This is a genomic window from Nonomuraea sp. NPDC050556 (genome assembly GCF_044457355.1).
Taxonomy (GTDB): Bacteria; Actinomycetota; Actinomycetes; order Streptosporangiales; family Streptosporangiaceae; genus Nonomuraea.
Genome location: NZ_JBITGU010000001.1, coordinates 2,563,146 through 2,574,319, shown reverse-complemented (window position 1 = coordinate 2,574,319; position 11,174 = coordinate 2,563,146). Strand labels below are relative to the sequence as shown.

The following is an 11,174-nucleotide window of genomic DNA, read 5'->3' as shown; positions in this document are numbered from 1 at the left end:
CCACGGGACCGATGAGTTTCGCGGGAACGGGGGGTCAACCGACCATGAGCAAGGTTCTCTGGCACTTCACCATGTCGCTGGACGGGTTCGTGGCGGGGCCCGACCACTCGATGGGCTGGCTGGCGGGCGTCACGTCCGACCCCGGCCTCATCGAGGAGTACGCCTCGACGACCGGCGCGGTCCTCGGCGGACGCAACGGCTGGGACGCCTACCCCGACGCGAGCACCATTTACGGCGGAGCCTGGCAGGGGCCCCTCTTCGTCCTGACCCACCACCCGGAAGACGCCCAGCCGGCCGAGGGCGTGACGTTCTTGAGCTGCGATGTGGCCGAGGCGGTGCGCATCGGGCTGGAGGCGGCCGGAGGCAAGAACCTCGAGGTCTTCTCGCCCACGATCGGGCGGCAGCTCCTGGAACGCGGGCTGATCGACGAGATCGACCTCCACGTCGCGCCTGTGCTGCTCGGCGACGGGATCCGGCTGTTCGACAACCCTGGCGGCGCGCCCGTACGGCTGGCGCTCCGCGACGGCGACGACCGCTCGGCGACGGTAACCCTGCGCTACCGCCCAGCCTGACCCTGTTCGCCACCTTCGAGCCGGACACGGCTTCGGCTGGGTCACCGACCCCGAGGGCGACCGCATCGAACTCTGGCAACCCAGCTAACCCTCCACGAGCCCCTCCGCCGTGCCGTGAAGACGGGCCTCCAAGGGGGCGCGAGGGCGTGTGATCGAGAGGTCCATGCCGTCACGCGAGGTGTGTAAAACCGCAGGTGTCACACCCCTTACTTACCTTCAAGGATCATTCGCCTTACCTCCGATACCAGCTGTGTAAGACGTGCGGAATTGCCCGTCCCAACCGACCACAGTGTGCTGTGCAGTCCCCACGTCCGGAGAGGCGAGAACTGGATGGCACGAGGTGAGAGCGGCATGCCGCCAGGCGTGCGACCGCTCACGGTGGGCGACCCGGTCATCATCGGCCGATATCTGCTACTCGGCCGTCTCGGCACGGGCGGCATGGGCGTGGTCTACCTTGCGGAACATCCCCAAGGCGGCCTGGTGGCGCTGAAGACGCCGCATGCCGTACACCTGAACGACCCGACCCTGCGCGCCAGGTTCGGGGAGGAGGTGGCCTTCTCGCGGAGGGTCGTCCCGTTCTGCACCGCCGCCGTGCTCGAAGACGGCACGGACCGCGACCGCCCCTACCTGGTCACGGAGTACATTCCGGGCCCCGCCCTGTCCCAGGTGGTCGTGGCGCGCGGTCCCCTGACTCCTGACCTGGCGTACGGCGTGGCGCTCGGGGTGGCCGCCGCGCTCGTCGCGGTGCACGACGCGGGCCTGGTGCACCGGGACCTCAAACCGGGCAACGTCCTGCTGTCCACCCATGGCCCCCGGGTGATCGACTTCGGCATCGCCAGGGACGTCGACACGCACGCGGCGCACACCCAGGCCGGCCAGGTCATGGGCAGCCCCGGCTGGGTGGCGCCGGAGCGGCTGACCGGCAAGACGGCCATGCCCGCCTCGGACGTGTTCTCGTGGGGCTGCCTGGTGGCGTTCGCCGCGACGGGCCTGCACCCGTTCGGCACCGGCGAGACCGACGTGCTGACCAGGCGCATCCTGCTGGAACCCCCGAGGCTGGAGGGCGTGCCCGCGCTGCTGCGCCCCGCCGTGGAGGCGGCGCTGGCCAAGGAGCCCGCCGACCGGCCGATCGCCGCCGACCTGCTGCGCGCCCTGCTGGCGGCGGGCGGCGTGGGCGATCCGTGGGACCTGCGCGAGGCCGTGGGGACCGTACTCCAGGAGATCTGGACGGCCGTGCCGTACCCGCCAGGGGCTGGGAGGGTACGGCTGGCGCCGCCGCCGGGCGAGGAGACGGTCGCGCCGAAGCGCAGGAGCCGGGCCAAGTCGGGCGCGCACCTGTCGCACGCCAGCTTCGCCGCCCTGGCCACGGTGTCGATCGCGGCCCTGACGGTGGTCGCGGCGGGCAGCGGCGACGTCATGCGGGCCGGCGGCGGAGCTTACGCGCCGGGGGAGAACCCGCCCGCGATCCAGCCGTACGGCACGGCCGAGTCCACGATCAGGCCCACGCCGGGCATCTCGGTGGTCACCTCGCCGGGCAGCGTGTCCACGGTGACCGGCAGCCCGACGGTGGTGGTGACGCAGACCAGGACGGTCGGGCCGTCCGGCGAGGTGCAGCCGACGGGCGAGAGGCAGTCGGGTGAGCCGCCCAGGACCAGCCCGCCCGACCAGCCGGGCGACGGCAACGCCGACGACTGCATGAACCCGGCGGGCAAGACGCGCGGCAAGGCGGCCAAGAAGGACTGCCCGCAGCCGTCGTCGAGCATCAGCACGATCCCGCAGGACGGCCCGGGGGAGACGAACACCCCCACCCCGACGCCGACGGTGAGCGTCACGGCGACGACACCCACCTCGACGTCGACGGCTACGTGAGCTTGGCGCCTTCACCTCCGAGAAGCACGCATCACGCGGAAAGGGCCCGCCGGGAACGGCGGGCCCTTCTCGCGCGAGGAGGTCAGTGGGCGAACTGCTCCTCTTCGGTGGAGCCGCGGAGCGCGGTGGTCGAGGAGTCGGGGGCGATGGCGGTGCTGACCAGGTCGAAGTACCCGGTGCCGACCTCGCGCTGGTGCCGCGTGGCGGTGTAGCCGCGCGACTCGGCCGCGAACTCGGCCTCCTGCAGCTCCACGTAGGCGGTCATCCCGTCCTCCGCGTAGCCCTGCGCCAGGTTGAACATCGAGTAGTTCAGCGAGTGGAACCCCGCCAGCGTGATGAACTGGAACTTGTACCCCATGTGCCCCAGTTCCCGCTGGAACTTGGCGATCGTGGAGTCGTCGAGGTGCTTCTTCCAGTTGAACGACGGCGAGCAGTTGTAGGCCAGCATCTGGTCCGGGTACTTCGCCTTGATCGCCTCGGCGAACTCGCGCGCCACGTCGAGGTCCGGCGTCCCGGTCTCCATCCACAGCAGGTCGGAGTGCGGCGCGTAGGCCAGGCCGCGCGCGATGCACGCCTCGACCCCGTTGCGCACCCGGTAGAACCCCTCAGCGGTACGGTCGCCCGTGGTGAACTGCTGGTCGCGGGGGTCCACGTCACTGGTCAGGAGCGTCGCGGCCTGAGCGTCGGTCCGCGCGATGATCAGTGAGGGCACGCCGCACACGTCGGCCGCCAGGCGCGCCGAGTTGAGCGTCTTGATGTGCTGCCCGGTCGGGATGAGGACCTTGCCGCCGAGGTGGCCGCACTTCTTCTCCGAGGCGAGCTGGTCCTCCCAGTGCACGCCCGCGGCACCGGCGGCGATCATGCCCTTCATCAGCTCGAAGGCGTTGAGCACGCCGCCGAACCCGGCCTCGGCGTCCGCCACGATCGGGGCCATCCAGTGCGGGCTGTCGGCAACACCCTCCGACCAGGTGATCTGGTCGGCGCGCATCAGCGCGTTGTTGATGCGGCGCACGACGGCCGGCACCGAGTTGGCCGGGTAAAGCGACTGGTCGGGGTAGGTCTGCGCGCCGAGGTTGGCGTCCGCAGCCACCTGCCAGCCGGACAGGTAGATCGCCTTCAGCCCGGCCTTCACCTGCTGCACGGCCTGGTTGCCGGTCAATGCGCCCAGCGCGTGGACGTAGTCCTCGCTGTGCAGCAGATCCCACAGCCGCTCGGCGCCGAGCCTGGCAAGGGTGTGCTCCTCCTGGACGCTGCCGCGCAGGCGGATGACGTCCTCAGCGCTGTAGGTGCGCTCGACGCCGGTCCATCGGGGGTCGTTCTGCCATTCCTGCCGCAGCTCCTCAGCCGCTCCCTTGAGGCGATCGTTCATTTTTCACTCCTTTGTCGTCCCCTGGGTGCTTGTGCTGAGTCTCTGCCCCAGAATCGCCCTTCGACAGCCTCAAGCGAACAGAAGAACAGCGAAAATTCTCCTTAGTCAAATACTCACAGGTATTCAGTAGAGAAGAAAAGCCAAGTTTTCCCTATGGACTAGACCAATGTGGTGAGACTCCGGTGAGACGTTCGTGGAATCCCAGGTCGGCAGGGTGAAGGCATGAGTCGGACGACGAAGCGCCTGGCCTGCGGGGCCGCGCTGGTGCTTGGACTTACCGCCTGCGGCCCCGTACGGCAGGCCGCCACCCAGGCGCCCGCGCGTCACCCCAAGAGCGCGGAGAAGGAACCGCAGGGCCTGGTCACCGGCCCGAGTTCCAGCGCCCTGCCCGTCGAGGCAAGGAACATCCGCCTGCTCCGCTCCGGCCGGAGCGAGCTCGCCCTGCGCTTCGACCTGTTCAACGGCGCCGCCAAGCGCATCTCCTTCGGCGACCTGGGCCTCGACGACCGCGAGCGGCTCCTCGCCCTCGTCGACCCGCAGCGCGGCACCGCCTACAGCCCCCGCGTCAGCGAGGACACCGACATCGAGCCCGGCCAGTCGGCGCCGCTGACCGCCGTGTTCCCCGCGCCGCCCGAGGACGCCACCGAGCTGCTCGTCGTCGCCGACGGCCTGCTGCCGGTCATGGTCCCGATCGAGGACGGCGACCCCGTTCCCGCCGGCACGGAACGCGAAGGCGAGACGGGAGCGCTGGTGTGCGCCACGACCGGCAGGACGGGCGCGACGTACCGGCTGCCCAGCGACGTGCTGTTCAAGGGCGACGGCGCCACCCTGTCACCCGCCGCGCGCGCCGCGATCGACGCCCTGCGCGAACGTGTCACCTCAACGTCCGGCCAGGTCACCGTGGACGGCCGGCACCTGTCGGAGCAGCGGGCGGCGGCGGTGAACGACGCCCTGCGGGAAAGCCTGGGCGACGACTTCACCTACCGTACGGCAGGCCACGGCGGCCGGGCCCAGAACCGGCGCGTGGACGTCACCGTCGCCTCGGGCGAGAACGCCCTGGGCCGCCGCTCGGACACCACCGACCTGTCGGACGCCGGGCTCGTCGCCGAGGTGGCCTCCGTCCGGCGGCTGGCCGGGTACGTGCTGGCGTCGGTCAAGGTCACCAACCCGACGGCGGCCCCGCTGGCGCTGGACTACGACAACCACTACACCCCCAAGGAGTTGACCACGGGGCAGCTCTCCCTGGCCGGGGAGCAGGCGCGTTACGACGTGTGCGGGTTCGCCGAGCCGACCTACTTCGACTTCGTCGGCACCCTCAGCCAGCGCTTCGCCCCTGGCAAGCTCGGCTCGCTGCCCCCGGACGCCTCGGTGACGCTGTGGGGGCTGTTCCCCGCCCCGGCCACCTCCTCGGTCCAGGTGGAGATCGCCGGTTTCGCCGACACGCTGACGGCCGACATCAGCCCTGGCTGAGCCGTTCCCGGACGTCGGCAAGCAGTCCGGTGTAGCGCGGCCAGCCGAAGCCGCTGGCCGCGTGGGCGGCGGCCGTGGACTCGGCCAGCTCGGCCGCGCCCTCCAGGTCGCCGACCGCCAGCGCCAGGGCGGCGGCCACCGGACGGGCCGCCAGCCACGGCGTGCTGCCCGCCGGGGCCTCGGCGAAGATCGGATCCAGCAACGCCCGCGCCTCCTCGAAGGCGCCCTGGCCGATGAGGAGGTCGGCGAGGTCGATGTTGGCCATGCTGGCGCCCGTCCCGTCGGTCACCGCGTAGTCCACCGCCGCCCGCAGGTGCCGCTCGGCCGCAGCCAGGTCGCCCGTGCACAGCGCGGCCACGCCGCGGGTCTGCTCGTTGAGCGGCAGGATCTGCCGGTCGTCCAGGCGCAGCGCGTAGTGGTCTGAGGCGTCGGCCAGTTCGACGGCCTCGCCGTACCTGCCCATGGCCAGCAGCGCCTGGCCCTCGTTGCTCAGCCCGCGGGCCAGCCCGTGCTCGTCGCCCGCCGCCCGGTCGGCCTCGTTGGCCAGCCGGTATCCGGCCAGCGCCTCAGCGGCGTCGCCGCAGTAGAGGTGGAGGGTGGCGAGCGCGTCGGCGAACGCCGACATCCGCTGGCGGTGCTCCAGCCGTACGGCCAGCTCCTGGCCCGCCAGCAGCGGCGGGAACGCCTCGCGCAGCCGTCCGCGCTCGATCTCCACGATGCCCCGGTAATAGAGCACGGTCATGGTCCGCCGGTCGTCGCCGACCTCGGCGGCCAGCTCGGCCGCGGTCTCCAGCAGCGCCGCAGCCCCCTCGAAGTCGCCGACCATCGTGGTGACGAAACCGTGGGCGCTCAGCGCCTCCAGCCGCTCACCAGGCGTGGCGCCGTCGGCCGAGGCGAGCGCGGCGAAATGCCGCCTGGACTCGCCGTACCAGCCCTTGATCTGCCAGGGGGTGTGCAGCTCCAGCGCCAGCCTGAGCCCGTCGGCCGCGCGCGGCGTGCCCGGCGCCGCCTCCAGCGCGGCGAGCAGGTTGGGCCACTCGGCGAACACCGCGTTCACCGAGTCGGCCGAGGCGAAGTCGTCGTCGGTCGCGCCCCGCACGAACTCCACGCACCACGACAGATGCCGCGCCTGTACGGCTGCGCCCTCGTCAGCTGCCCCGAGCCGGTCGAGCGCGTAGTCGCGCACGGTCTCCAGCAGCAGGAACCGCCGCCCCGCCCCCGTCTCGACCGCCACCAGCGACCGGTCGGCGAGCTCGGCCAGCGCGGGCGCCACGTCCTCCGCCAGCAGCAGCTCGTCGGCGAGCACCTGCTCCGCAGCCTCCAGCGTGAAGCCGCCGCTGAAGACGGAGGCGCGGCGGAGCACCGTGCGCTCGCGCTCGTCCAGCAGGTCGTGGCTCCAGTCGAGCGCGGCTCTCAGGCTGGAGTGCCTGCCGCCCGCGTCACGCCTGCCGCCCACCAGCAGCCGCAGGCGGTCGTTCACCCGCGCCGACAGCTGCGCGACGGTCAGGGCCCTGGTGAGACCGGCGGCCAGCTCGACGCCGAGGGGCAACCGGTCGACGGCCGCGCAGATCGTCGCGACCGCGCCGGGGTCGGCGCCCGCCTGGTCGGGGGCGCACCGCAGCTCGAACAGCTGGGCGGCAGCGGCCGGGCCCAGCGGGCCGACCCGGTGCACCTCCTCGCCCGCGACGAGGAGCGGGCGCTGCGAGGTGGCGAGGACGGTGAGCGTGTACGGCTCGGCCAGCAGGGCGGCCACCAGGTCGGCGACCTCGTCCACGAGGTGCTCCGCGTTGTCGACGACGAGGACGGCGCCGTCGAGCGCGGCCGCGCACCCGGCCACGTCGTCGGCTCCGGCGGCGGCGAGTACGGCGGAGCGCACGGACCCCTCGCTGCGCAGCGGGGCCAGCTCGACCAGCGTCACCGCCCGGCCGCTCGAACGCAGGACCGCGGCGGCCTCGACGGACAGGCGCGACTTCCCGCTGCCTGGGCCGCCGGTCAGGGTGACCAGCCCCGGCCCGCTGAGCCGTTCCACCAGCGCCGCGAGATCAGCTTCGCGCCCCACGAACCCGTCACGCGCGGCGCGTGCGACCGGCTTCGCCGGGGCTGCTGCCTGAGGGGCGGGAAGGAGATCGGGGTCCTGGCGCAGGAGGCGGAGCTCCATCGCCGCAGTCTCCGGGGCCGGGTCGACGCCGAGCTCGTCGGCGAGCTTGCGGCGCAACCGGGCGATCCGGTCGAGCGCGTCCGCCTGCCGTCCGCCCCGGTAGAGGGACAGCGCCAGCAGGCAGCACACCCGCTCGTGCAGCGGGTGCTCGGCCGCCAGCCGTTCCAGCTCCGCCCCCACCTCCGGGCCCGCGCCGAGCGACAGGTCGGCGCTCAGCCGTTCCACCAGCAGGTCCAGCCGCCACGCCTCCAGCCGCTCACCCTCGGCCGCCGCGAACGGGATCGCCCGCAGATCGCCCAGCGAGGGCCCGCGCCACAACCCGGCCGCCTCGACCGCGGCTTCGCGCGCCGCCGGGTGGTCGCCGGACCGCGCCGCCGCGTGCACCCGGTCGGCCGCCGTCCGGGCGGCGGCGAGATCGGAGACGACGGCGTCGAGCGCGTAACCGCCGGGCGTCCTGCGCAACACCGCCCCAGAGGGCAGCGCGGCGCGCATGCGGGAGGCCAGCACGCGCAGCCGTTCCGTAGGCCGGGCCAGCTCCACCTCCCCCCACAGGTCGGCGGCCAGCCGGTTGTCCGGCACCGGCGCGCCGGCGGCCAGCGCCAGCCGTACCAGAAGGGCACGTTCCAGCGGGCGATCCACCCGCACCGCCACGGCTTCCGCACGCACCTCGGCTGGGCCGAGCACGAGCACGTCGAGGGGAGACACCACAGGAGTATCTCAGCGACGGCGGTGAAGCGTCGGTGAGACGGCGGTGCAAGGCGGCGACGTCAGCCTGGAGGCATGATTCTCCTCACGCAGCAGGACCCCGGATACGAGGACGCCAGAGCCCTCCACAACGGGATGATCGACCGCAAACCCGCTGTCATCGCCCGCGTCAGCAGCGTGGCCGACGTGGTCGCCGCGCTCCGCCTGGCCCGCGAGAAGGGCTACGAGGTCAGCGTGCGCGGCGGCGGGCACGGCGTGGCGGGCAAGGCGCTCGGCGGCGACCTGGTGATCGACCTGTCGGCGCTGCGCGCCGTGACCGTCGACGAGCGCAACCGCACCGCCGTCGTGCAGGGCGGGGCGACCTGGAGCGACGTCGACACCGCCACCCAGGCGTACGGCCTGGCCGTACCGGGCGGAAGGGTCAGCCACACCGGCGTGGCCGGGCTCACCCTCGGCGGCGGCGAGGGCTGGCTGTCCGCACTGCACGGGCTGACCTGCGACAACCTGATCGCGGCCGAGCTCGTCGCGGCCGACGGGCGGCACGTGCTCGTCGACGACGCCCGCGAGCTGGAGCTGATGAACGCGTTGCGCGGCGGCGGCGGCAACTTCGGCGTCGTCACCTCCTTCACCTTCCGCCTGCACCCGGTGGGCCCGCTGGTGCTGGGCGGGATGATCGGGTTCCGCGTCTGCGACGCGCCGATGGTGCTGGACACGCTCGACCGGCTGCGCTCGCGCCCCGGGTTCGGGGGAGCGGCGGTGTTCATGACCGCGCCGCCCGCGCCGTTCGTCCCAGGCGACGTGGTCGGGCGGCCGATCCTCGGGGTCGTGCCCGCATACTTCGGCGACCTGGAGGTGGGCTCCCAGGTCATCAGGCCGCTACGGGAGAGCGCGCTGTTCGACGCCTCCGCTGTCATGCCGTACGTCGCGCTGCAGTCGATGCTCGACGAGGGCGCCCCTCCCGGCCTGCGCAACCGGTGGACGGGCGCTTACGTCGAAGGTCTGTCGCCCGGCCTGGTCACCGCCCTGCAGGACCACGCGGTCGCCGCGCCGAGCCCGCTGTCGCAGATCGTCCTGTCGGCCGTCAGCGGCCAGTGGCTGGTCCACCCCATGGCCTGCTGGACGGACCCGGCCGACGACGCCGAGAACATCGCCTGGGTCGACAAGCTGACCGCGGCGATCAACGACCATCCGGTCACCGGCACCTACCTCAACATGGAGGACCCCGACGACGACCGGGTGCGCTGGGCGCTGAGATCGCGTTACGCCGACCTCCAGCGGGTCAAGGCCACATGGGACCCGGACGATGTCTTCCGGCATTGCGCGCATATCAGACTGCCGAGCTAGTAGAAAACGGCCGGTTTTTGCGCTTAGGATTCCGGCATGGCCTCCTTGCTTGGCGAAGAACCGCTGTCTTTGACGCAGGAGCTCGATCTGATCGCCTTCGGGCAGCGGTTGCGTCACCTGCGCAAGCAACGCGGCCTCACCCTGTCCGACCTGGGGGTTCGCGTCCACCGGGCGCCCAGCCAGCTCTCCCTGCTGGAGAACGGCAAGCGCGAACCCAAGCTGTCGCTGCTCAAGTCGCTCGCGGCGGCGCTGAACGTGCCGGTCGAGGAGCTGCTGCGGCGCCAGCCGCCCAACCGGCGCGCCCAGCTGGAGATCGCGCTGGAGGAGGCCCAGCGCGACCCCATCTACTCCGGCCTGGGCCTGCCGCGGCTCAAGGTCTCCGCCCGCGTGCCCAACGACGTGCTCGAACACATCCTTGGCCTGTACGGAGAACTCAGAGCCAGGCAGGCCAGGGGTACGGCGACGCCGGAGGAGGCCAGGGCGGCCAACGCCGAGCTGCGCCGCAAGCAGCGGGAGCTGGGCAACTACTTCCCCGACATCGAGAAGGCGGCGGCCGAGGCGCTGGCCGCCGTCGGCTACCGGACCGGCGCGCTGTCACAGAGCAACGTCCAGGCGCTGGTCACCCACTTCGGCTACACCGTGCACACCGCGCAGGACCTGCCGCGTTCCGTCCGGTCCATCACCGACCTGCGCAACCGGCGCATCTACGTCAAGCACGAGCAGCTCGGCATGCACACCCCCAGGACGATCCTGCTGCAGACGCTCGGGCACCTGGCGCTGCACCACGACAAACCGCGCGACTTCGCCGACTTCCTGCGGCAGCGGACCGAGGCCAACTACTTCGCCGCCGCGGTCCTGGTGCCGGAGAAGACCGCCTCGGCGTACCTCCAGGAGGCCAAGCAGGACAGGGCGCTGTCGGTGGAGGACCTGCGCGACGTGTTCGCCGTCTCCTACGAGATGGCCGCGCACCGCTTCACCAACCTGGCCACGCACCACCTCGACCTCGTGTGCCACTTCGTGCGCAACGACGCCAGCGGGACGATCTACAAGGCCTACGAGAACGACGGGATCGTGTTCCCCGCCGACGAGCAGGGGGCGATCGAGGGGCAGCGCATGTGCCTGCAGTGGTCGGGGCGGCAGGTCTTCACCTCGCCCGACCGGTTCTCGGTGTTCTACCAGTACTCGGACTCGCCGACGGGCACGTATTTCTGCGTCGCGCACGTGGATCCGTCGCGGGAGCGGGACTTCGCGATCACGCTGGGCGTGCCGTTCAGGGAGTCGCGGTGGTTCAGGGGGCGGGAGACGACCTCGCGGACCAAGTCGAACTGCCCGAACGGCGACTGCTGCCGGCGGCCGCCGACGGAGCTGGCGCAGCGGTGGGAGGGGTACGCGTGGCCGTCGGCTCGGGCGAACTCCCACGTGCTGGCGGCGCTGCCGCCCGGGTCGTTTCCTGGCGTGGACGAGGCGGACGTTTACACCTTCCTCGAACGGCACGCGGCAGGCGTCTGACCACCACGAACCCCGCCGCCCGCTCGGCAGGGAGACCCCCCTCATAAGGAGAGAAGCAGAGGGGAGGACCTCCTTTCGGGGGTTCCTCCGAGTTTGCGGGGTTGTTTCTTGGGGGGTGTTCAGCGTTGGGCGGACCTTCCGCCGGTGTCGTTTCCGCGGGGTTTAGGCTGATGGGGTG

The 11,174-nt window shown here is 72.0% G+C and carries 7 protein-coding genes; 5 read left to right on the top strand and 2 right to left on the bottom strand.

Annotated features, from left to right (window positions below):
- The first annotated feature begins 44 nt into the window (after positions 1–44).
- Together ACIBG8_RS12470 and ACIBG8_RS12465 are read left to right on the top strand one after the other, a co-directional pair.
- On the top strand, positions 45–572 hold the full coding sequence (locus tag ACIBG8_RS12470) for a dihydrofolate reductase family protein (RefSeq protein ID WP_397342774.1): 528 nt from the start codon (positions 45–47) through the stop codon (positions 570–572).
- A gap of 330 nt (positions 573–902) precedes the next feature.
- Complete coding sequence (locus ACIBG8_RS12465) at positions 903–2,441, top strand: protein kinase (RefSeq protein ID WP_397342773.1); 1,539 nt, start codon at positions 903–905, stop codon at positions 2,439–2,441.
- 82 nt (positions 2,442–2,523) lie between these two features.
- Here ACIBG8_RS12465 and aceA read toward each other — a convergent pair whose 3' ends face one another.
- Positions 2,524–3,810 carry an isocitrate lyase gene (aceA, locus tag ACIBG8_RS12460; RefSeq protein WP_397342772.1) on the bottom strand — a complete coding sequence of 429 codons (1,287 nt, stop codon included), beginning with the start codon at positions 3,808–3,810 and terminating at the stop codon, positions 2,524–2,526.
- Between the two features lie 222 nt (positions 3,811–4,032).
- On the opposite strand from aceA, the gene ACIBG8_RS12455 reads away from it, so the two are divergent.
- Entirely contained in the window at positions 4,033–5,280 is a 1,248-nt protein-coding gene (locus tag ACIBG8_RS12455; RefSeq protein ID WP_397342771.1) for a hypothetical protein, read from the top strand.
- Here ACIBG8_RS12455 and ACIBG8_RS12450 read toward each other — a convergent pair.
- Complete coding sequence (locus tag ACIBG8_RS12450) at positions 5,267–8,143, bottom strand: ATP-binding protein (protein ID WP_397342770.1); 2,877 nt, start codon at positions 8,141–8,143, stop codon at positions 5,267–5,269. The two genes, ACIBG8_RS12455 and ACIBG8_RS12450, sit on opposite strands and share 14 nt — an antisense overlap.
- A 75-nt stretch (positions 8,144–8,218) precedes the next feature.
- Here ACIBG8_RS12450 and ACIBG8_RS12445 point away from each other — a divergent pair, with 75 nt between their 5' ends.
- Both ACIBG8_RS12445 and ACIBG8_RS12440 read left to right on the top strand, forming a co-directional pair.
- Complete coding sequence (locus tag ACIBG8_RS12445; protein ID WP_397342769.1) at positions 8,219–9,487, top strand: FAD-binding oxidoreductase; 1,269 nt, start codon at positions 8,219–8,221, stop codon at positions 9,485–9,487.
- A 36-nt stretch (positions 9,488–9,523) separates the two neighbouring features.
- Positions 9,524–10,996: a helix-turn-helix domain-containing protein gene (locus ACIBG8_RS12440; RefSeq protein ID WP_397342768.1), complete on the top strand. Its 1,473-nt coding sequence runs from the start codon at positions 9,524–9,526 to the stop codon at positions 10,994–10,996.
- Positions 10,997–11,174 lie beyond the last annotated feature (178 nt).

Coding starts and splice junctions, on each gene's coding strand:
- ACIBG8_RS12465 (WP_397342773.1), top strand. CDS start 903: ATGGCACGAGGTGAGAGCGGCATGCCGCCAGGCGTGCGACCGCTCACG.
- ACIBG8_RS12455 (WP_397342771.1), top strand. CDS start 4,033: ATGAGTCGGACGACGAAGCGCCTGGCCTGCGGGGCCGCGCTGGTGCTT.
- ACIBG8_RS12440 (WP_397342768.1), top strand. CDS start 9,524: ATGGCCTCCTTGCTTGGCGAAGAACCGCTGTCTTTGACGCAGGAGCTC.
- aceA (WP_397342772.1), bottom strand. CDS start 3,810: ATGAACGATCGCCTCAAGGGAGCGGCTGAGGAGCTGCGGCAGGAATGG.
- ACIBG8_RS12445 (WP_397342769.1), top strand. CDS start 8,219: ATGATTCTCCTCACGCAGCAGGACCCCGGATACGAGGACGCCAGAGCC.
- ACIBG8_RS12470 (WP_397342774.1), top strand. CDS start 45: ATGAGCAAGGTTCTCTGGCACTTCACCATGTCGCTGGACGGGTTCGTG.